Source organism: Trinickia sp. Y13 (assembly GCF_029522115.1).
GTDB lineage: Bacteria > Pseudomonadota > Gammaproteobacteria > Burkholderiales > Burkholderiaceae > Trinickia.
Genome location: NZ_JAKWFK010000006.1, coordinates 293,294 through 314,908 on the forward strand (window position 1 = coordinate 293,294; position 21,615 = coordinate 314,908).

Annotated in this window: 18 protein-coding genes; 1 reads left to right on the forward strand and 17 read right to left on the reverse strand. The window is 64.3% G+C overall.

Going from position 1 to position 21,615, the window contains the following annotated elements; genetic code table 11:
• Positions 1–6: 6 nt before the first annotated feature.
• The 17 genes from MMB74_RS14005 to MMB74_RS14085 form a co-directional block, all read right to left on the reverse strand.
• On the reverse strand, positions 7–768 hold the full coding sequence (locus tag MMB74_RS14005; protein ID WP_277429235.1) for a cell division protein FtsQ/DivIB: 762 nt from the start codon (positions 766–768) through the stop codon (positions 7–9).
• A 9-nt stretch (positions 769–777) separates the two neighbouring features.
• Complete coding sequence (locus MMB74_RS14010; RefSeq protein WP_277429236.1) at positions 778–1,722, reverse strand: D-alanine--D-alanine ligase; 945 nt, start codon at positions 1,720–1,722, stop codon at positions 778–780.
• A gap of 1 nt (position 1,723) precedes the next feature.
• Positions 1,724–3,115 carry a UDP-N-acetylmuramate--L-alanine ligase gene (gene murC / locus MMB74_RS14015; RefSeq protein WP_277429237.1) on the reverse strand — a complete coding sequence of 464 codons (1,392 nt, stop codon included), beginning with the start codon at positions 3,113–3,115 and terminating at the stop codon, positions 1,724–1,726.
• Positions 3,112–4,218, reverse strand: a complete 1,107-nt coding sequence (gene murG / locus MMB74_RS14020) for an undecaprenyldiphospho-muramoylpentapeptide beta-N-acetylglucosaminyltransferase (RefSeq protein WP_277429238.1) — start codon at positions 4,216–4,218, stop codon at positions 3,112–3,114. The genes murC and murG overlap by 4 nt, the downstream gene beginning before the upstream one ends.
• Positions 4,215–5,498 carry a putative lipid II flippase FtsW gene (gene ftsW / locus MMB74_RS14025; protein ID WP_277429239.1) on the reverse strand — a complete coding sequence of 428 codons (1,284 nt, stop codon included), beginning with the start codon at positions 5,496–5,498 and terminating at the stop codon, positions 4,215–4,217. The genes murG and ftsW overlap by 4 nt, the downstream gene beginning before the upstream one ends.
• The gene (gene murD / locus MMB74_RS14030) at positions 5,495–7,024 is read right to left on the reverse strand and encodes a UDP-N-acetylmuramoyl-L-alanine--D-glutamate ligase (RefSeq protein WP_277429240.1); all 1,530 of its coding nucleotides are present in this window, start codon (positions 7,022–7,024) and stop codon (positions 5,495–5,497) included. The genes ftsW and murD overlap by 4 nt, the downstream gene beginning before the upstream one ends.
• Before the next feature lie 37 nt (positions 7,025–7,061).
• Positions 7,062–8,231, reverse strand: a complete 1,170-nt coding sequence (gene mraY / locus MMB74_RS14035) for a phospho-N-acetylmuramoyl-pentapeptide-transferase (protein WP_277429241.1) — start codon at positions 8,229–8,231, stop codon at positions 7,062–7,064.
• A 15-nt stretch (positions 8,232–8,246) separates the two neighbouring features.
• Positions 8,247–9,695: a UDP-N-acetylmuramoyl-tripeptide--D-alanyl-D-alanine ligase gene (gene murF / locus MMB74_RS14040; RefSeq protein WP_277429242.1), complete on the reverse strand. Its 1,449-nt coding sequence runs from the start codon at positions 9,693–9,695 to the stop codon at positions 8,247–8,249.
• Complete coding sequence (locus tag MMB74_RS14045; RefSeq protein WP_277429243.1) at positions 9,692–11,233, reverse strand: UDP-N-acetylmuramoyl-L-alanyl-D-glutamate--2,6-diaminopimelate ligase; 1,542 nt, start codon at positions 11,231–11,233, stop codon at positions 9,692–9,694. Before MMB74_RS14045 ends, murF begins: the two co-directional genes overlap by 4 nt.
• Positions 11,230–13,077, reverse strand: coding sequence for a penicillin-binding protein 2 (locus MMB74_RS14050; protein ID WP_277429244.1), 1,848 nt, complete (start codon positions 13,075–13,077; stop codon positions 11,230–11,232). The genes MMB74_RS14045 and MMB74_RS14050 overlap by 4 nt, the downstream gene beginning before the upstream one ends.
• On the reverse strand, positions 13,074–13,472 hold the full coding sequence (gene ftsL / locus MMB74_RS14055) for a cell division protein FtsL (protein WP_277429245.1): 399 nt from the start codon (positions 13,470–13,472) through the stop codon (positions 13,074–13,076). The genes MMB74_RS14050 and ftsL overlap by 4 nt, the downstream gene beginning before the upstream one ends.
• A complete protein-coding gene (gene rsmH, locus MMB74_RS14060) occupies positions 13,469–14,410 on the reverse strand; it encodes a 16S rRNA (cytosine(1402)-N(4))-methyltransferase RsmH (protein ID WP_277429246.1) in 942 nt (313 codons plus the stop codon). The genes ftsL and rsmH overlap by 4 nt, the downstream gene beginning before the upstream one ends.
• Positions 14,411–14,436: 26 nt before the next feature.
• On the reverse strand, positions 14,437–14,865 hold the full coding sequence (mraZ, locus tag MMB74_RS14065; RefSeq protein ID WP_277429247.1) for a division/cell wall cluster transcriptional repressor MraZ: 429 nt from the start codon (positions 14,863–14,865) through the stop codon (positions 14,437–14,439).
• A gap of 378 nt (positions 14,866–15,243) precedes the next feature.
• A complete protein-coding gene (gene coq7 / locus MMB74_RS14070; protein ID WP_277429248.1) occupies positions 15,244–15,885 on the reverse strand; it encodes a 2-polyprenyl-3-methyl-6-methoxy-1,4-benzoquinone monooxygenase in 642 nt (213 codons plus the stop codon).
• A 211-nt stretch (positions 15,886–16,096) separates the two neighbouring features.
• Positions 16,097–17,812 (reverse strand): long-chain fatty acid--CoA ligase, encoded by a 1,716-nt coding sequence (locus MMB74_RS14075; protein ID WP_277429249.1) that lies wholly within the window; start codon positions 17,810–17,812, stop codon positions 16,097–16,099.
• A gap of 122 nt (positions 17,813–17,934) precedes the next feature.
• A complete protein-coding gene (locus MMB74_RS14080) occupies positions 17,935–20,019 on the reverse strand; it encodes a molybdopterin oxidoreductase family protein (protein ID WP_277429250.1) in 2,085 nt (694 codons plus the stop codon).
• A gap of 86 nt (positions 20,020–20,105) precedes the next feature.
• Complete coding sequence (locus tag MMB74_RS14085) at positions 20,106–20,342, reverse strand: hypothetical protein (RefSeq protein ID WP_277429265.1); 237 nt, start codon at positions 20,340–20,342, stop codon at positions 20,106–20,108.
• Here MMB74_RS14085 and MMB74_RS14090 point away from each other — a divergent pair.
• A complete protein-coding gene (locus MMB74_RS14090; protein ID WP_277429264.1) occupies positions 20,253–21,395 on the forward strand; it encodes a M20 aminoacylase family protein in 1,143 nt (380 codons plus the stop codon). The genes MMB74_RS14085 and MMB74_RS14090 overlap by 90 nt on opposite strands.
• The last annotated feature ends 220 nt before the right edge of the window (positions 21,396–21,615 follow it).

Consider the following 21,615-nt stretch of genomic DNA (forward strand, 5'->3'; position numbering starts at 1 on the left):
GTCTTGTTACTTCGCCGCGGGTTTGCCCGCGGTCGCGTTGCCGATGAAGCGCATCCCCGCTGCGCGAATCGCAAAGCCGTTCGGATAGCGCAAATCCGCGTATTCGATGTCCTTGCCCCAACGAGCCGTGACCGCCCCCCACGCCGCCGTCAGCCGATGGCTGCGCTCGGCCAGCGTTTGCGGGTTGCGTTCCCGGCCGTATTCGATCTGCGTGCCGTTCGACAGTTTCACCGTCCACGCATAGCGCGGCGACAGCGTCACTTCGTCCGGCTCCGCGCCCAACGGCGCGAGCCACTTCTTGAAATCGAAATAGCGTGCGACCACTTCCTTTTCCGTGCCGCTCGGGCCGTCGAATGCGGGCAGGTCGTCGTCGAGCTCGCCTTGATTCGCTGTGAACAGTTCGCCGTTGACGCTCACGAGCTGATCGCTGCCCCAGGTGCCGAGCGGCTTGTACTCCTCGAGCGTGACGGCCAGCGCATTCGGCCACACGCGCCGCACGCTCGCGCGACGCACCCACGGCATCTGCTCGAACGCTTGGCGTGCATTGTCGAGATCGACCGTGAAGAAGTTGCCCCGCAAACGGCCGACGACGCCGGCGCGCACCGTCGGCGCGTTGATGTGCTCGATATCGCCGCCGATCGCGATCGTGTGCAACGTGAACGCCGGACGTTGCGTCAGCCAGTACGCGCCCGCAGCCAACAACGCGAGCGCCAACAGCGCATAGAGCGCGTTGGCGGCAAGGTTCAATTGGCGGACGTTGTTCCACATGGCTCGCGGTCAATCCTTAAGCGTCAGCGCCAGCACGCCGACGACGAGTGCTTGATATTCGATGCCGACCGCGCGCGCCGCCTTGGGCGGCAGCGAGTGATCGGTCATGCCCGGCGCCGTGTTCACTTCGAGGAAATACGGATCGCCTTTGGCATCGAGCATGAAATCGGCGCGGCCCCAGTCCGTGCAACCCAAAACGTCGAATGCGCGGCGCGACAGCGCTTTCAAGCGCGCTTCCTCGGCCGCGGACAATCCGCATGGAATGAGGTACTGCGTGTCCTCGGCGATGTACTTGGCGTGATAGTCGTAGAACTCGCCTTTGGGCACGATGCGAATGATCGGCAAATCGAGATCGCCGGCAATGCAAGCGGTGTATTCGCCGCCGCCCTCGATGCTCTTTTCGACGATGACGATCTTGTCGAACTTGGCCGCTTCTTCCAGCGCGGCGGGCAAGTCGTCGGCGCTCTTCACCTTGATGACGGCCACGCTCGAGCCCTCGCTCGCGGGCTTGACGAACAACGGCAGGCCCAGTTTCGCGACGATCTCTCTACCGCGCGCCGCGTAATCGTCGCCGCGCAGCACGGCTTCGAACGGCGGAGTCGGCACGCCCAGTTGCTGCCAGACGAGCTTGGAGCGGAATTTGTCGAGACCGAGCGCCGAACCCAGCACGCCGCTGCCCGTATAGCGAATACCGTAGAAATCGAGCGCGCCTTGAATTTGACCGTTTTCGCCGTAACCGCCGTGCAGCGCGTTGAACGCGCGCACGAACCCTTCCTCCTTGAGCGCCGAGAGGGAACGCTCGGCAGGATCGAACGGATGGGCGTCGATACCCGCGTCGCGCAGGGCTTTGAGCACGAGCGTGCCCGACTTGAGCGAGACCTCGCGCTCGGCCGATTCCCCGCCCAAGAGGACGGCCACTTTGCCGAAGCGTTTCGGATCGATACCTGCACTCATCTCACATCCTCAATTCTTGGGCCAGGCGACCCGGCACTGCGCCGATCGAGCCCGCGCCCATCGTAATCACCACGTCGCCGTCGCGTACCAGGGACGACAACGCCCGCGGCACCTCGTCGACAGTCTCGACGAAGGCCGGATCCACCTTGCCCGCGGCGCGGATCGCGCGCGCGAGCGCTTCGGAATCCGCCGCGACGATCGGCGACTCGCCAGCCGCATAGACTTGCGTCAACACCAACGCGTCGACGCTCGAGAGCACGCCGACGAAATCTTCGAAGCAATCGCGCGTGCGCGTGTACCGGTGCGGCTGAAACGCGAGCACGAGACGCTTGCCGGGAAACGCGCCGCGCGCAGCGGCGATCGTGGCGGCCATCTCGACCGGGTGATGCCCGTAATCGTCGATGAGCGTGTAGCTTCCGCCGCCCGCCACGCGCATCTCGCCGTAGCGCTGAAAACGCCGGCCCACGCCAGTGAATTCGGCCAATGCGCGCTGAATGTCGGCATCGCCGATCTCGAGTTCGGTCGCGATCGCAATCGCCGCCAGTGCGTTCTGCACGTTGTGCGTCCCAGGCATGTTCAGCACGATATCGAGCGGCCCCGCGCCTTCGCGCAGCACGGTGAAATGCATCTTGCCGTCGCGCGCCAGCACATTGACGGCGCGCACCTGCGCATCGGGCGCAAAGCCATAACGAATCACGGGCTTCGAGACGAACGGCAAAATCTCTCGCACGTTCGCGCAGTCGACGCAAAGCACGGCGATCCCGTAAAACGGCAACCGGTGCGTGAATTCGATGAACGCCTGTTTCAGGCGCGCGAAGTCGTGCCCGTACGTGTCCATGTGATCTTCGTCGATGTTCGTGACGACTTCGATCACGGGCAGCAGGTTCAAGAACGACGCGTCCGATTCGTCGGCTTCCGCCACGATGAAATCGCCCGTGCCCAGCCGGGCGTTGGCGCCCGCGCTCGTCAGACGGCCGCCGATGACGAAGGTCGGATCGAGACCACCGGCCGCGAGCACGCTTGCAACGAGGCTCGTCGTCGTCGTTTTTCCGTGCGTGCCCGCGATCGCGATGCCCTGTTTCAAGCGCATGAGCTCGGCGAGCATCGCCGCACGCGGCACGATCGGCACCCGCTTGCGGCGCGCGGCCAGCACTTCCGGGTTGTCGCTGCGAACGGCAGTCGATACGACCACGGCGTCCGCGCCTTCGATGTTGGCCGCATCGTGGCCGATGGCGATTTGGGCGCCGAGCGACGCGAGCCGGTCGGTCGATGCGCTGCGCGCCAAGTCGGAGCCGCTCACGCGATAACCGAGCGTGACCAGCACCTCGGCGATGCCGCTCATGCCGGCGCCGCCGACTCCGACGAAGTGAACGTGTTTGACGATGTGTTTCATGGCTTTTCTTCCTGGCGCGCGAGCGCCACGGCCGCGCAGACTTGCGCGACGCGATCGGTTGCTTCGGGCTTGGCGAGCAGGCGCGCGCGCTCGGCCATTTCGGCAAGCGTCTCGCGCGTCTGGCTGCGCAGCCAATCCGCGAGGTTTTCGGGTGACAAATCGCGCTGCTGCACGAGCACGGCAGCTTGCTGCGAAGCCAAGAACGCCGCGTTCGTACTTTGGTGATCGTCGACCGCATACGGGAACGGGACGAACAGCGCCGCGACGCCCACCGCCGCCACTTCGGCCACGGTCATCGCGCCGGAACGGCAGATGACGAGATCGGCGTCGCCATAGGCCGCAGCCATGTCGTCGATGAAGGGCACGAGGCGCAGGGCCTCGCCCGGTTCGAACCCGGCCTGCGCATAGTTCGCCCGCAGGACGTCGATGTGTTTTGCGCCGGCCTGATGAATCACATGCGGGCGTTCGTCCGGCGCGAGCAGCGCGAGCGCGCGCGGCACGCATTCGTTGAGCGCCGCGGCGCCCAAGCTGCCGCCCACGACCAGCACGCGCAGCGGCCCCGTGCGGCCCGCGTAACGCAGCTTCGGCTCGGCGGCGTGGCAGATCTCGTCGCGCAGCGGGTTGCCGGTCCACTCCGCGCCTGGCAGCGTGTCCGGGAATGCGACGAGCACGCGCCGCGCGAGCTTGGCCAATACCCTGTTGGCCAGGCCTGCGATCGAATTTTGCTCATGCAGCACGAGCGGGCGTCCCGTCAGCGCCGCCATCACGCCAGCGGGAAAGGTGATGTAGCCGCCCATGCCGAGCACGACGTCGGGTCGAACGCGCCGCAGCACGCGCAAGCTCTCGAAGCACGCGCGCAACATATTGAGCGGCAGCATCAGCTTCGTGCGCAGTCCTTTGCCGCGCAACCCGCCGAACCGCACGAACTCGATCGGCAACCCGTGCTTGGGCACGAGCGAAGCCTCCATGCCCGACGGATTGCCGAGCCAAACGACACGCCAGCCCCACGCTCGCATGCGATGCGCGACCGCCAGCCCGGGGAATACATGCCCCCCCGTGCCGCCGGCCATTACCATCAACGTGCGCTGCGGCGTGGCGCTCATACCTTCCCCCCACGCATCAACACACGATTTTCGTAGTCCACGCGCATCAGCACGGCGAGCGCGACGCAGTTGAGCACGATGCCCGACCCGCCATAGCTGACGAGCGGCAGCGTCAATCCTTTGGTGGGCAACAGCCCCAAGTTCACGCCCATGTTGATGAACGTCTGAGCGCCGAACCACAAGCCGACGCCCTTGGCCATCAAGCCCGCGAACGTGCGATCGAGCGCGAGCGCCTGCCGCCCGATTTCGAACGAGCGTCGCACGATCCAATAGAACAGCAAGATCACGACGAGCACGCCGACGAATCCGAGTTCTTCGCCGATCACGGCGAGGATGAAGTCGGTGTGCGCTTCCGGCAAATAGTTGAGCTTCTCCACGCTGCCGCCAAGACCGACGCCGAACCACTCGCCGCGGCCGAATGCGATCAGCGAGTGAGTCAATTGATACGCTTTGCCTTGCGCGTAGCGGTCGTCCCATGGGTCGAGGTACGCGAAGATTCGTTCGCGCCGCCAAGGCGACGCCCAAACGAGCAGCGAGAAGGTGCCGACGGCCGTCGCGACGAGCCCGCCGAAGAGCTTGCCGTTCACACCGCCGAGAAACAGCACGCCCATCGCAATGGCCGCGACGACCATGAAGGCGCCCATGTCGGGCTCGAGCAGCAAGAGCGCGCCGACGACGCCGACTGCGAATCCCATCGGCAAAAAGCCTTTGGCGAAGCTCTGCATGTACTCCTGCTTGCGCACCGTGTAGTTCGCGGCATAAATGGTCACGGCGAGCTTCATGATTTCCGACGGCTGCATGTTCATGAGGCCGAGCGGAATCCAGCGGCGGGCGCCGTTCACGCCTTTGCCGAGATGCGGGATCAGCACAACCACGAGCGCCGCGAGTGCGAGCAGGAACAGCTTGGGCGCGTATTTGTCCCAGACCGAAACCGGGATTCGGAACGCCACGATGGAGACGACCATCGCCACGCCCAACGAGATCACGTGGCGCAGCAGAAAAGCGTACGAGCGATAGGCGGCGTACTTAGGCGAATCGGGCATGGCGATCGACGCCGAGTAGACCATCACCACGCCGAGGCCGAGCAGCGCGATCACGGCCCACAGCAAGGCGTGATCGTAGTCGAGCATGCGCGAGCGCGTCGGGCGCAAGCCGCTGACGGCGCTCGCCAGCCCGCCCACGCCGGACGAAGCTGCGGCAGCCGCCTTAGGCGATTTGCCGCCGGCCGCCGCCTCACGTTGCGGCATCAGTCGCGAGCCAAAGCGATCTGTCCAGCTCATAGCATCGTCCCCCGCTCGGCCGCGATCTCTTCGACCGTGCTGCGGAACACGGCCGCGCGATGCGCGTAGTTGTCGAACATGTCCAAGCTCGCACAAGCAGGCGAAAGCAGCACGGCGTCCCCCGCTTGGGCCAGTGCGCCGGCCGCGCGCGTTGCCGCTTCGAGCGTCGGTTGATCGACGAGCGGCACGCCGGTCGCGGCGAGCGCTGCGCGAATGCGCGGCGCATCGCGGCCGATCAGCATGACGGCGCGGCACCAGCGCGCGACGGGCTGGGCGAGCGGCTCGAAATCCTGTCCTTTGCCGTCACCGCCGGCGATCAGCACGACGCGTTGCGCCAGACCGTCGAGCGCGGCAACCGTTGCGCCGACGTTCGTGCCTTTACTGTCGTCGACATAGTCGACACCGTCGATCGATGCGATCAGCTCGACTCGGTGCGGCTCGCCCCGGTATTCGCGCAAGCCGTGCAAGAGCGGCGCCGCCGGCAATCCGATCGCACGCGCCAGCGCCAATGCAGCCAGCGCGTTGGCCGCGTTATGCAGGCCGCGAATGCGCAGTGCATCGGCGGGCATCAGCCGCGTCAATGCGATGTCGGCGGGTGCAGCGGCTTCTTGACGTCTTCTGCGCGGGCTTGCCGGTTCATCCGCCGGCTCCCGCTCGCGCGCCTCGACCAGCCAGTTGATGCCGTTTTCGCGCGCTAGGCCGTAATCGCCAAGGCGCGTCGGCTCGTTCAGGCCAAAGGTCACACACGATGCGCTTGCCTGACCAGCCGCATCGGCCTTGGGCGCGAGCGACATCGTGCGCGCATCGTCGCGGTTCAGCACACGCACCGTTCTCGGCCCGAAGATGCGGCCCTTGGCGGCCGCATAGGCATCGAGGCCGCCGTGCCAATCCAAATGATCCTGCGTGATGTTGAGCACGGCCGCCGCATCGGGTGCGAAGGTGCGCGCCGTTTCGAGCTGAAAGCTCGACAGCTCCAATACCCAAATGTCGGGCAACGCCGTAGCGTCGATCGCATCCATCAGGCGGTCGAGCATCGTCGGGCTGATATTTCCGGCGACCGCCACCTTCTTGCCGGCACGCTCGCAAAGCTGTCCCGTCATGCTCGTCGTGGTGGTCTTGCCGTTCGTGCCCGTGATGGCGACAACCTTCGGGGCATACCCGCTTTCGCCCAAATGCGCGAGCGCTCGCGCAAAGAATTCGACCTCGCCCCACACCGGGATGCCGCGCTCCTGCGCAGCGGCAAGGAGCGGCACCAGGTCTTGCGCGAGCGGAGACAAGCCCGGGCTCAACGCAACGAGGCCGATGCCGTCGTCGAGCAAGGTCGGCGAGAAGGGGCCGCCGACGAACTGCGCATCGATGCCGTGCTGCGCCAACGCCGGAAGGTTCGGCGGCGCTTCGCGCGTGTCGGCGATGCGCAAAGGGCACCCCTGGCGCGCGCACCAGCGCGCCATCGCGAGGCCCGATTCCCCGAGTCCCAGCACGAGCGCCATCGGCCGTTGCCGATCTCCAAACATCTCGCCGAACATCACGTGCGTTCCCTTATTCCCTTGTGTTTGCGTTGCATCAGCGCAGCTTCAGCGTCGAAAGCCCGACGAGGCACAACATCAACGTAATGATCCAGAAGCGCACCACGACTTGCGTCTCCTTCCACCCCGACAATTCGAAGTGGTGATGCAGCGGTGCCATCTTGAAGATGCGCCGCCCTTCGCCGTAGCGCCGTTTCGTGTATTTGAACCAAACGACCTGCAGCATCACCGACAGCGTCTCGGCCACGAAGATGCCGCCCATGATGAACAGCACGATCTCCTGCCGAACGATGACCGCGATCGTGCCGAGCGCGCCGCCGAGCGCGAGCGCGCCCACGTCGCCCATGAACACCTGCGCGGGGTGCGTGTTGTACCAGAGGAACGCGAGCCCGGCCCCGCCCATCGCGGAACAGAAGATCAACAGTTCGCCCGCCCCTGGAATATGCGGGAACAGCAGATACTTCGAATAGACCGAACTGCCCATGACATAGGCGAAGACGCCCAGCGACGCGCCGACGAGCACCACCGGCATGATCACGAGACCATCCAGTCCGTCGGTCAAATTCACGGCATTGCTCGCGCCGACGATGACGAAGTAGGTCAGCGCGATGAAACCCCATACGCCGAGCGGGTAGCTGATCGACTTCAGAAACGGCAGCATCAAATCGGCGCGCGCGGGCAGCCCCATCGACAAGCCGCTGCGCACCCACGCCATGAACAGGTCGAACACACGCACGTTGCTCGCCTCCGACACGCTGAAGGCGAGGTACACCGCCGCGAAAATGCCGATCACCGACTGCCAGAAGTACTTCTCGCGCGACGACATGCCGCGCGGGTCTTTGTAGACGACCTTGCGATAATCGTCGACCCAGCCGATCACGCCGAAGCCGAAGGTCACGAGTATCACGATCCAAATGAAGCGATTCGTCAAATCGGCCCACAGCAGCGTCGACACCGCAATGCCGATGAGGATCAGCACGCCGCCCATCGTCGGCGTGCCCGATTTGACGAGATGCGTCTTCGGCCCGTCGGTGCGCACGGCCTGGCCCACCTTCATCTCGGCCAGCTTGCGAATCACCCAGGGCCCGCACACGAGCCCGATCACGAGCGCGGTGATGGTCGCCATCACCGCGCGAAACGTCAGATAGCCGAATACGCGCAAAAAGCTTGCGTCGTTCTGCAGCCATTGCGCCAGCGCCAGCAGCATGCTCGTCCTTCTCTTTCAATGCGCGCCGGGCGAGCCGCCCGGCGCGTGGGGTGGTTGCGTCACGGTGAGCGCGTCGACGACGCGCTCCATCCGCATGAAGCGCGAGCCCTTCACGAGCACCGTCGCGCTCGCGCCAAAGCCCGCTTGAAGCAGGTGCTCGACGAGCGCCGGCACGTCGTCGAAGTGACGCGCGCCGCCCGCGCCCGCGGCCGGCCCGTCCGCATCGAAGGCGGCGCTCGATTCGCGCGCCGCCTCGCCGAGCGAGCACAGCGCATCGATGCCGCGCTCGCGCGCGTAGGCCCCGACCTCGCGATGGAACTCGGGGCCGTTGTCGCCGACTTCGCCCATATCGCCCATCACGAGCACGCGCGGCGAAGCGCACGCCGCCAGCACGTCGATCGCGGCGCGCATCGAGTCGGGATTGGCGTTGTAGGTGTCGTCGATGACCGTCGCGCCGGCAAGCGCGCCGGCCGTGGCGCGCTTCGTTTGCAGCCGCCCCTTGACCGGCGCGAACGCTTCCAAGCCGCGCGCAACGGCATCGAGCGGCACGCCGGCCGCCACCGCCGCCGCCGTTGCGGCCAGCGCATTGCGCGCGTTGTGCTCGCCGAGCGCTTGCAATGTCGCCTCGAACGCGCCGATCGGCGTGCGCACTTGCAAGCGGTTGCCTGCCAGCACACCCGTGACAGCCGCAGGCGCCGTTCGCTCAGCGTGCGAAGCGTCTTCGAGCGCGAAATCGATGATGCGGTTCCCCGTCGCCGCGACACGCCAAATGCCGGCGTAGGCATCGTCGCGCGGAAACACCGCGACGCCATCCGTCGGCAGCGCGTGGATGACGCTGGCATGTTCGAGGGCAACCGCCTCGACTGTCGCCATGAACTCCTGATGCTCGCGCTGCGCGTTGTTGACGACGGCGATCGTGGGCAACGCGATCTTGGCCAAGAGATCGGTCTCGCCCGGATGGTTCATGCCGAGCTCGACCACCGCAAGCCGATGCGCATCGGTCAAACGCAGCAGCGTGAGCGGCAGACCGACGTCGTTGTTGAAGTTGCCCGCCGTGGCGAGCCGCCCCGTTTCGCCGGCCGCTTGCGCGAAGATCGACGAGATCATCTCTTTGACCGTCGTCTTGCCGTTGCTGCCCGTCACGGCGACGAGCGGCATCGTGAAGCGCCTGCGCCAACCGCGCGCCAAGGCGCCGAGCGCCGCGCGCGTGTCTTGCACGAGCAGCGCCGGCGCCGCCCAATCGTCGGGCAAATGCGCGGCCAGCACCGCGCTGGCGCCGCGCGCCGCGACCTCCGGTAGGAAATCGTGGGCATCGAACCGATCGCCTTTGAGCGCGACGAACAGATCGCCGGGCCCGGCCGTTCTGCTGTCGGTGCAGACGCGTTCGATCGCAACGGCGCCGTCTCCGCGCAGCGTGGCGCCAGCGATCCATTGGGCGGCTTCGTTCAGCGAGAACATCGTCATTGCTCGCCTCCGCGCGAATACGTGGCCCGCGCGCCCAGTGCGAGGCGAGCGTGATCCTGGTCGGAGAAGACGCGCTTTTTGCCCATGATTTCCTGTGTTGCTTCGTGGCCCTTCCCCGCCAGCACGACGACGTCCTCGCGCGCCGCGCCGCGCACCGTATGCAAGATCGCGTTCGCGCGGTCCTCGATGCAGCGCGCCTTCTCGCCATGACGCATGCCGCTTACGATCTGATCGACGATCGAGCGCGGATCTTCGCTGCGCGGGTTGTCGCTGGTCACGACGACGATGTCCGCCAGCCGCTCGGCAATCGCGCCCATGAGCGGGCGTTTGGTCGAATCGCGATCGCCGCCGCAGCCGAATACGCAAACGAGTTGGCCTCCACGCGCTTGCGCGATCGGTCGCAACGCCTCTAGCGTTTTCTCGAGCGCATCCGGCGTGTGCGCGTAATCGACCACGACGAGCGGTTCATCGTTCGCCATGCGGCCGCCGAGCCGCTGCATGCGGCCGTTGACCGGTTCGAGCTTCGCTAGCTGGGCGAGCGCATCGGCGAGCGGAACGTCCGCGGCCAGCAGCGCACCGAGCACGCCGAGCAAATTGCTGACGTTGAACTCGCCGAGCGTGCCGACTTCGACATCGGCGCCCCCCCAATCCGAGGACAGATGGAATGCCGTTCCCGTCGCCGTCGCGCGCACGTTCGTCGCGACGAGCGCGGCATGCGCGCTCGGTGCGTCGCTGGCAATGCCGATGCCATAGGCGATGGTCGGCAATCGCGGCTGCGCGTGGGCGATCAAACGCCGGCCGGCGGCATCGTCACGATTGATCACCGCCGTCTTGAGCGTCGGCCAATCGAACAATTTCGCTTTCGCAGCCTCGTATGCCTCGAACGTATGGTGATAGTCGAGGTGATCTTGCGTGAGATTCGTAAACACGGCGACATCGAACGCCGTGCCATTGACGCGCCCTTGATGCAGCGCGTGCGAGGAGACCTCCATCGCACACGCGCGCGCGCCGGCGGCAACCAACTGGGCAAGCGAGCGTTGCGTTTGCGGCGCATCCGGCGTCGTGAAGCCCGTATGCACCAAACGCCCCCACATGCCGGTGCCGAGCGTGCCGATGACGCCGCACGGCTCGCCCAGCGCCGTGAGCGCGGCGGCGATCCATTGCGACGACGAAGTCTTGCCGTTCGTTCCGGTCACTCCAAACATGCGCATCTGCTCGCTCGGCGCGCCGTACCACCCGCTAGCGATCTCCCCGGCCAATCGATCGAGCCCCGGTACGGCGAGCGAGCGCGCCGGGTCGACGTTGCCCGAAAATCCTTCCGGTTGGTACAGAACCGCACCGGCGCCACGCGCGAGCGCGGCCGCGATGTGCGGCCGGCTGTCGGCGCCGTCGACGGCATAGGCGACAAAGATATCGCCGGCGTCGAGCGTGCGCGAATCCCCATGCATCTGCGCGCCAGGGCGTGCGTGCAGACGCAGCCAAGCGAGCGCATCGTCCACTTGGTTGCGCATACGATCGTCGAAGTTCGGCATGCTCATCGGATCACTCCCGGATGCGCACGCATATCGGCCGATACGGTCAAGGCCCGCCCGGACGAGGGCGCAGCCGCGTTTGCCGGCGCCGCACCCGGCGCCTTGGCAGCGTCGTCCGAGACCACGAGCTGCTTGACGGGCATGTCGGGCGGCACGTTCAGCGAGCGCAACGTATCCCCGGCGATGCCGGCGAATACGGGGCCCGAGACATAGCCGCCGAAGTGGCTGCCGGCCGTCGGCTCGTCGATCGAAACCGCCACGACGATGCGCGGATTGGGCATCGGCGCCATACCGACGAACGAGGCGCGATACTTCGAGTGGTCGTAGCCGCGGCCGGAGTGCTTATACGCGGTGCCGCTCTTGCCGCCGACTCGATAACCGGGCACGGCGGCCTCGGGCGAAGTTCCCGCCGTCGAGACGACCGATTCGAGCATCGTGCGCACTTCGCGCGCGGTGGTCGGCGAGAAAATTTGCGGCCCCGTCGCCGGTTGGCTCGTATCCGTCTTGAAGATCGACAGGGGCATCAGTTGCCCGTCGTGTGCGATGGTCGTGTAGGCTCTGGCGAGTTGAAACAGCGAAACGGACAAACCGTAGCCGTAAGACATCGTCGCCTGCTCGATTCGGCGCCAGCTCTTCCACGGCCTCAACCGCCCCGCGACGGCGCCGGGGAAACCCACCTTCGGGGCTTGGCCTAGCCCGACGCTGGTATACATGTTCCACATTTCCTCGGGCTTGAGCGTCATCGCGATCTTGGTCGCGCCGATGTTGCTCGACTTCTGGATCACGCCGCCGACGGTCAGCACGCCGAAGGCGCTATCGTCTGTGATCGTCGCGCCGTCGAGCGTGAAACGCCCGTTGCCGGTATCGACGAGCGTATTGGGCGTCACGCGGTGCAGATCGAGCGCGAGCGAAACGGTCAGCGGCTTCATGATCGAGCCCGGCTCGAACACGTCCGTGAGCACGCGATTGCGCAATTGCTCGCCAGTGAGCCGCGAGCGGTCGTTCGGGTTGTAGGTCGGGTAGTTGACGAGCGCGAGCACGTCGCCCGTACGCACGTCGACGACGATTGCAGCCCCGGCTTTCGCTTTCGACTTCTCCACGGCGGCCTTCAAATCCGAATACGCGATGTACTGGATCTTGCTGTCGATCGAGAGTTCGACGTCCTTGCCGTCATGCGGGACGACCTGCTCGTCCACATCCTCGATGATGTGCCCCATGCGATCTTTGATGACGCGGCGCATGCCTGGCGTACCTGCGAGAATCTTCTGATCGCTGAGCTCGACGCCTTCCTGGCCTTCGTCCTCGATATTGGTGAAGCCGACGAGGTGCGCCGTGATTTCGCCCTCGGGATAAAAGCGCTTGTATTCCTTGCGTTGGTAGATGCCCGCAATGCCGAGCGCGGCAACTTTCTCGGCAATGTCGACCGGCACTTGGCGCTTCACGTAGACGAACGTCTTGTCTTCGGACAATTTGGCGCGAAGCTCTTTTTGCGTCATGCCGAGCAGCTTGGCGAGCGCGGCGATTTTCGCGGGATCGACATCTTCAGGGACCGACTCGGGGATCGCCCAAATCGCGCGCACGGGAAGGCTGGTTGCGAGCACGAGCCCATTGCGATCGAGCACTTTGCCGCGCGTGGCGGGCAGCTCGATCGTGCGCTCATAGCGGCTTTCGCCTTGCTTCTGATAGAAGGCGTTACCCGGGCCTTGAATCCAAAAGGCGCGGCCGGCCAGGGCGACGAACGCCATGAACAGTAAAAAGACGACGAGCTTGGAGCGCCACAGCGGAAGGCGCACCGATAGCACCGGGCTCGACGAGAACGTGAGACCTTTCGTCTTCGGCGCTTGCTTCATCGCGCGCCTCCGCGATTCGCGGACGAGCGACGCGGCTTGGCCGGCGCGTGCGCGGGCGCCTTGGCGGTGCGCGCCGCGGGAGCGCTGGCGGGCATGACGGGGATCGGCGCATTCTCGGCCACGCTCGCACCGGGCGCGAGCGTCAGAAACTGGGTATCGCCCGTCGAGGCCGGTTGCATCTTCAGCGTCGCCGTGGCCAGTTGCTCGATACGGGACGTTTTGGACAACGCGCTCTGTTGATATTGCAGTTGCGCGTAATCCTGTTGTAGCTGACGCTCCTCCGACTGCGCGCGCTCGAGTTGCACGAACAGCTGCCTTTGTTGATTCGTGGCATTGACGACGGAGAGGGCGCAACCTAGGACGACGATCAACAGAAAGATATTGAGGCGGCTCATGGCGCGACGCGCTCCGCGACGCGCATGACCGCCGATCGGGCACGCGGATTGGCCTCGACTTCGAGTGGGCTCGCGAAAACGCGCCCAACGATCTTCATGGGCGCGGAAGGCAGATCGACGGCGCGAATCGGCAGACGACGATCGACCGCGGGCGCGGATGCGTGCGCCTGCATGAATCGCTTCACGATTCGGTCCTCGAGCGAATGAAAGCTGATGACCACCAGCCGGCCCCCTTGCTCCAACGACGACAACGCTGCCTCTAAAACGACTTGCAGCTCCGCAAGCTCTTGATTGACGTGAATCCGTATAGCCTGAAAGGTGCGGGTGGCCGGGTCCTTGCCCTTCTCACGGGTCTTGACTGCGCGAGCCACGATTTCGGCAAGCTCGCCCGTGCTGACGAGAGGCCCAAGACGGTCGGACTCTGCCCGGCGAGCAACAAGCGCCTTTGCAATCTGAACAGCAAACCGTTCTTCCCCATAATCTCGAATCACCTCCGTCAGTTCCTGCTGACTGGCCTGCGCCAGCCATTGCGCAGCGGACTCGCCGCGCGTCGGGTCCATCCGCATGTCGAGCGGGCCGTCGGCGCGGAAGCTGAAACCGCGCGAGGGATCGTCGAGCTGCGGCGAGGACACGCCCAAGTCGAGCAACACACCAGCTACCCGCTCGACTCCGCGCGCCGCCAGCGCAGGCGCCAACGACGCGAAACTCTCATGCACGATCTCGAAGCGAGGATCCGAAATCGCGCTCGCCGTCGCGATCGCCTGCGGATCCTTATCGAACGCGATCAAGCGCCCGCCTGACGCAAGCCGCTCCAACACCGCGCGACTGTGGCCGCCGCGCCCGAACGTGCCGTCGACATAGACGCCGTCCGGCCGCGTGACCAACGCATCCACTGCCTCATTCAACAGCACCGTGCGATGCTGAAATTCGTTTTCCATCGCAGCGCCTTATTTCCAAACCGCGATCAAAACGTGAAATTCTTCAGCGCTTCCGGCATGCCCTGCGCCATCGCCGCTTGTTCCTTGGCGGCATAGGTCTGCGCATCCCACAGTTCGAAATGGCTTCCCATGCCGAGCAACATGATTTCCTTTTCCAATCCAGCGGCCATGCGTAATTCGGGGGAGACGAGGATGCGCCCTGCGCTGTCGAGATCGACGTCGGAGGCGTTACCGAGGAAGATGCGCCGCCACCAATGCGCATCCATGGGCAACGCGGCGATCTTGGCGCGGAAGACCTCCCACTCGGGGCGCGGGAACAGCAATAGGCAACCGTCCGGGTGCTTTGTCAGCGTCACCCGTCCTTGTGCCTCGCCTTGCAGCGCCTCGCGATATCGAGAGGGCACGGACATGCGCCCCTTCGCATCGAGCGTCAGCGCCGACGCCCCTTGAAACACTTTTCTCTCCCCTTTGCCGCCCTAGAGCTCAAGCCTCGAAAATCGCCTGGAATGATCCGAACAATCCACAAAAATACACTTTCTCACACTGTCTCCCACTTTAGAGTAAGGCCCCAGGGCGGTCAAGGGAGAAACCCGTTTTTTCAGAGAATTTTGTTTGTAAGAACAAGGACTTACGCGCGAGCCTTCACGCAACGAGAGAAAATGGAAAAACGTTATAAAAGAATGAACTAGTGGGCTTTGTGAATGTGATACGTTAGAAGCTCGCCGCGAACGTCCATGCAGACGACGCGTGCAGCGCGAAAAGGTGGGATGAAAAGCGGACGGATTCGAGGGTGGATCGTCGAGCGACGCGAGCGCGCCGCTCCCACTGCAAAGTTAAATGTAATAAGCCGTTTGCGTCATCACTTTCGACGCGGCCCGCATCAGCGCTTTGACGGGAACCGGCAACTCCACGCCACCCGCATCCGTGGCAGATTGGCCATGCATCCGTTCGTCGTCGCGCATTTGCTCGACGATCGCACGTGACTGGCGGTCGGCGTCGGGCAGCGTATGCAGATGGCCTTCCAGATGCCGCTCGACCTGGCGTTCCGTCTCGGCCATGAAGCCTAGGCTCGCCCGGTCGCCAAAGCAGCCGGCGGTGAAACCAATTGCCAGCGCACCAGTGTACCAGAGGGGGTTGAGCAGACTCGGGCGCGAATCGAGCTCGCGCAGCCGCGCGGCGGTCCATGCCAGGTGGTCTTCCTCCTCACTGGCGGCATGCTCGAACGCGGCCTTGAGCCCCGGGGAGCGCGTAGCTAGCTTTTGCGCCTGATAGAGCGCCTGCGCGCAGATTTCGCCGACATGGTTCACGCGCATGAGTGCGGCCGAATGCGCTCGCTCGGGCAGCGTCATCTCGGTCTGTGCCGGGGCGCCCGCCTCGGCCGGCTTCGGCTCGGGAACGGGCCTAGTCATGCGGCTCACGCCCGCAATCGAACGCAGCCCGCGGTCAAACTCGCAAATCAACTCGTCCAGCGTCATCGCCCTCTCCGTGCAGCGCAGCAGCCCGAGCGCCGTCGAGCGCTCCTGTGCGGCCGCTGCCGTCGTTTCCGGCGAGCCCCGCTTACGGGCCGGGATTCGGAGCAAAACGACGGCTAATCGTGCATTTTAGACGAAGTTGTATCGCGCATATAGAGTACGGCCGTCGGCCCGCCGCACGACGGGCTTTTTTGCCGCACTGCCCCTAGCCCGGCTAGGCCCCGCTACGCTCCCGAACCGCCGTCGCGGGCGCAGGCGCCGTATTCGCATTGCGCAGTTCGCGACGCAAGATCTTGCCTACGTTCGTCTTGGGCAAGTCCGTGCGGAATTCGACGATCTTGGGCCGCTTGTAACCGGTCAGTTGCTCTTTGCAGAAAGCGATGACGTCGGCTTGCGTCAGCGCCGGATCGCGCTTGACGATCACGAGCTTGACCGCCTCGCCCGAGTGCTCGTCGGGGACGCCGACGGCGGCGACCTCGAGCACGCCCGGATGCTTGGCGACGACATCTTCGATCTCGTTCGGGTACACGTTGAAACCGGACACGAGAATCATGTCCTTCTTGCGGTCGATGATCTTGAAATAGCCGCGCTCATCCATGATTCCGATATCGCCCGTTTTGAAGAAGCCATCGGGCGTCATCACCTTGGCCGTCTCGTCGGGCCGATTCCAGTAGCCGGCCATCACCTGCGGCCCGCGAATGCAGATTTCGCCCGGCTGCCCGATCGGCATTTCGTTGTTGTCGTCGTCGCGGATCGACATTTCGGTCGAGGGAATCGGAAGCCCGATCGTGCCGCTGAATTCGGTTGCCGTGACGGGATTGCAGCAAGCGCTAGGTGAGGTTTCCGACAAGCCATACCCTTCGATCACGGGCACATGCGTCCGCTCGTACCAACGCTTGGCCACCGCCTCCTGCAACGCCATGCCCCCCGCGTTGGCCACCATCAGCTTCGAAAAGTCCAGCTTGTCGAAATCCGGATGATTGAGCATCGCGTTGTAGAGCGTGTTCACGGCAGGGAAGGTATTGATCGGAAAGCCCTGCAACTGCTTGATCATGCCTTGGATATCGCGCGGATTCGGAATCAGCACCCCGAGCCCGCCCGTGCGGATCGTCAACATCGCGCAAACGGTCAACGCGTAGATGTGATAAAGCGGCAGCGCGATCACGTTGACGATTTGCGTCACTTCCGGATGCAGCGAGTGCGCCGGCTCGTGCCAAGCAGCCGATTGCAGCACGTTCGCGACGATGTTGCCGTGAGTGAGCGTGGCGCCTTTCGCTACGCCAGTCGTACCGCCCGTGTATTGCAGGAAAGCGATGTCGTCGCGCGTGAGCTTTGCCGCGGCGAACGACAGGCGAGAACCTTGCGCGAGCATGTCGTTGAATTTGACGTGCCCCGGCAAGTCCCAAGCCGGCACCATCTTCTTGATACGACGCACGACGAAATTGACGATGTGCCCTTTGAGGCCCATCAAATCGCCCATCGACGCAACCACCACGTGTTTTATCGCCGTGTTGCGCACGACTGCCTGCAGCGTGACCGCGAAGTTTTCGAGCAAAACGATGGCTTCGGCTCCGCTGTCCTTCAGTTGATGCTCGAGTTCGCGCGGCGTATAGAGCGGATTGACGTTGACGACCACGTAGCCCGCGCGCAGCACGGCCGCCAGCACGACCGGGTATTGGAGCACGTTGGGCATCATGATCGCCACGCGCGCGCCACGGGCGAGCCCCTTCGCTTGAAACCAGGCCCCCACCTGCTGCGAGAGGGCGTCCAACTCGCCGTAGGTGATCGACTTGCCCATGCAGACGAATGCGCGCGACGCGCGGTACTGCCGGAAGCTGTCTTCGAGCAATTCGCCGACCGACGTGTACGCCGACGCGTCGATTTCGGCTGGAACGCCGGGCGGATACGATTTCAACCAGATTTTTTCCATGCGGCGTCTCCCTGAACTTTTCGAATGGTCGTGCTAAAAGGCGCATCCTAGCCGGTCGCATCGCCCGAAACAACCGAATTAGATACCGACTTCGAACTTCAAGAACACCGCTTGCACCACATTCAGACGTTTGAACGCTCGACTTCGACGAGACAATCGTAGAACGTCGCCGAACCGCCCAGGTCGGTCAGCGCCTGGCTAGTGACCTGATTGGCGTTGCACCCGTCCGGGGCGAGCTTTTTCCACCAGATCGACAAACCTACGACCACGCCTTCGCGCGCTCGATCCGACACCCGGGCGCGGGCGAGAAAAGCGCCCCGGTCGTTGCGGATCCGGACCATATCGCCGTCGCCGATGCGACGTATCGCCGCATCCGCCGGATGAATGTCTAGGCGCGGCTCGCGCTCGCTTTCGCGCAGGCTGTCGATGTTGACGAACGTGCTGTTCAGAAAGTGGCGCGCCGGCGGCGAAATCATCGCGAGCGGGTAGCGGGCCGCGAGCTCGGGTGACCCGTCGGCGGATTCATACGGCGGTACGTAATCAGGCAGAGGATCCATCCCTTCACGCTCGAGCAAGGTGCTCGCGAATTCGCATTTGCCCGATGGCGTGCGAAACCCGCCTTCGGCGAACGGCGCATCGGGCAAGTTCAGCTTGGCCCAGCCTTGTTCGTTCAGCCGAGTCCAATCGATGCCCTGAAGCGCGGGGTCCTCCCAACGAAACGCGCTACGGCCGATCGCTTCGTCGCTGTCGAAGAGCGCCGGCTCGTCGAGCCCCATGCGCTGCGCGAGACCGCGGAAGATTTCCGTGTTCGGCCGCGCTTGCCCGATCGGCGCGATCGCTGGCCGATTGACCATGACGTAGGTGTGACCGTACGAGCGATGCACGTCGAAATGCTCGAGCTGCGTCGTGGCCGGCAGCACGAGATCGGCGTAATCGGCGGTATCCGTCTGAAAATGTTCGAGCACGATGGTGAACAGGTCTTCACGTGCGAACCCCGCGGCAACGCGGGCCGAATCGGGCGCCACGGCAACCGGATTGGAGTTGTACACGACCAGCGCTTCGATCTTCGGCCCGAACGCCGCGTCACCTTCGTGCAGCAATGCACCGCCGATCGCATTCATATTGACGATCCGCGGCAATTCGCTCGGCCAGCCGGGCAGCAGATCGGGGCGCTGTAGCGCAGCCGTATCGAACGGCGTCCAGCCCGACGACGACAGCAGCAACCCTCCGGCGCGGTCGCGCCATGCGCCGGTGAGCGATGGCAGGCAAGCGATAGCTCGCGTGGCATTGCCCCCTCCTCTTACGCGCTGCATGCCGTAATTGAGACGTATGGCAGCCTTTCGCGTCTTGCCATAGAGCCGCGCAAGATCGACCAGCTCGGCCTCGTCGATGCCGCAGATCTGCGCCACGCGCGCCGGGGAATAAGCCGCCGCTCGGCGCTTCAGCGCCTCGAAACCTACCGTATGGGCCGCAACATAGGCGTGATCGATCAGATCTTCGGCAATGAGCACATTCATCATTCCCAGGGCGAATGCGCCATCGGTGCCCGGGCGCAGCGCAATGTGCTGATGACACTTTTCGGCCGTCAGGGAACGATAGGGGTCGATCGCGACGAGCCGCGCGCCGCGACGCTTCGCCTCTTGCGCACGTGTCCAGAAATGCACGCTCGATGTGATCGGGTTCGCGCCCCAAATGAGGATGAGTTCGCTCTCCTCAAAAAATTCGAGATGCATGCCCAGCGAACCGCCGTAGGTGTATTTGAGCCCGGCCATGCCTGCTGCCGAACAGATCGTACGGTCCAGGCGCGACGCCCCGAGCTTATGGAAGAAGCGCTGTGCGATGCTTTCGCCTTGCACGAGGCCCATGGTGCCCGCGTAGCTATATGGCAGGATGGCCTCGGGGGCGCGGCGGGCGATTTCGGATAGACGTTCGGCTGCATAGCCGAGTGCTTCGTCCCAGCCGATCGGCTCGAAACGCCCAGCGCCCTTGGGCCCGACGCGCTTGAGCGGCATAGTCAAGCGCTGCTCGTGATGGACGCGTTCGGGGTAGCGGCTGACTTTCGTGCAGAGCACGCCCTGAGTGGGCGCATGGTCGGGATCGCCGGTCACTTTGAGGACGCGGCCATCCGCGACAGTCACGCGCAGCGCGCAGGTATCCGGGCAATCGTGAGGGCAAACGGCGCGGGCGAATTCAAGGGGCGCATTCATAGGGGCGGTCCGTGAACGACTATCGTGCATGGGGTGCGGGCGATCATTCTAGTCCGTTTGCCTTGGCGGGCCCGGCCAAATTGGCGTCAGAGGACTTCGGCGTAGAATGGTTCGTTCGATAGTAGCGATAGCAACGCCATTTTCTCGAACGTCATTTCATAGTCGAACGCATCATGAAACTCATACCTGAAGTCTTGGCCGCGCGAGACGAAATCCAATCCCTGCGACGAAGCATCCATGCCTTCCCCGAATTGCGCTACGAAGAAACGCGCACGGCCGATCTCGTCGCGCAGTGCCTTGAAAAGTGGGGGCTGCGGGTTCATCGCGGCCTAGGCAAGACCGGCGTCGTCGGTGTTCTTCAGCGAGGAACCGGTTCTAGGTCGATCGGGTTGCGGGCCGATATGGACGCCTTGCCGATCCAAGAACTCAATACGTTCGAGCACCGTTCGCAAGCCCCCGGAAAGATGCACGCGTGCGGGCACGACGGTCATACCGCCATGCTGCTGGGAGCGGCGCGGTACCTCGCCGCGCATGGCGGCTTCGACGGCACGATCGTCTTTATCTTCCAGCCAGCCGAAGAGGGAGGCGCCGGGGCGCGCGCCATGATAGACGATGGCTTGTTCGAACGATTTCCCGTCGACGCCGTGTTCGGCATTCACAACTGGCCGGGTATGCCCGCCGGCACCTTCGGCGTGACCGAAGGACCGATCATGGCGTCGAGCAACGAGTTCCGCATCGACGTGAAAGGCGTCGGCGCTCATGCCGCGATGCCTCACAACGGACGCGATCCCGTTTTTGCGGCTATTCAAATTGGAAACGCGCTGCAAAGCATTATCACGCGCAATAAGAAACCGATCGACACGGCGGTCTTGTCGATCACGCAAATTCATGCGGGCGACGCAGTGAACGTCATCCCGGACGATGCCTGGCTGGCGGGCACCGTTCGTACCTTCACGACCGAGACGCTCGACATGATCGAGTCGAAAATGGCGAAAATCGCGGCGGCGACGGCGGCGGCATTCGATTGTGCTGCGACGGTCACCTTTCACCGCAATTATCCGCCCACCATCAATAGTACCGACGAGACCCGTTTTGCAGTCGAGGTCATGCGCGAAGTGGTGGGTAGCGACAATGTGGAACCTCGGACAGAGCCCACGATGGGGGCAGAGGATTTTGCGTTCATGTTGCAAGCGAAGCCGGGCTGCTACGCCTTCCTTGGCAATGGGGACGGTGGGCACCGCGATGCGGGTCATGGCGCTGGACCGTGCATGCTGCATAACGCCAGCTACGATTTCAATGACGAATTGCTGCCGGTGGGGACGACCTACTGGGTGCGGCTGGCGCAGCGCTATCTCGCGGAGGGAATCAAACGCTAGGTGTAACTACTGAGTTGGCGGGGCAGATGATGGCAACGCAAACGCCCGCCCTGCCACCCCGGAGTTGGAGCGGCCCGAGGGTGAGTTTTTGGTGGGAATAAAAGCACAAACCCCCGCTAGCGCGGTTCGCTAACGGGGGTTTGGTACAGAGGAGGAGCCTGACGATTACCTACTTTCACACGGGAATCCGCACTATCATCGGCGTGGAGTCGTTTCACGG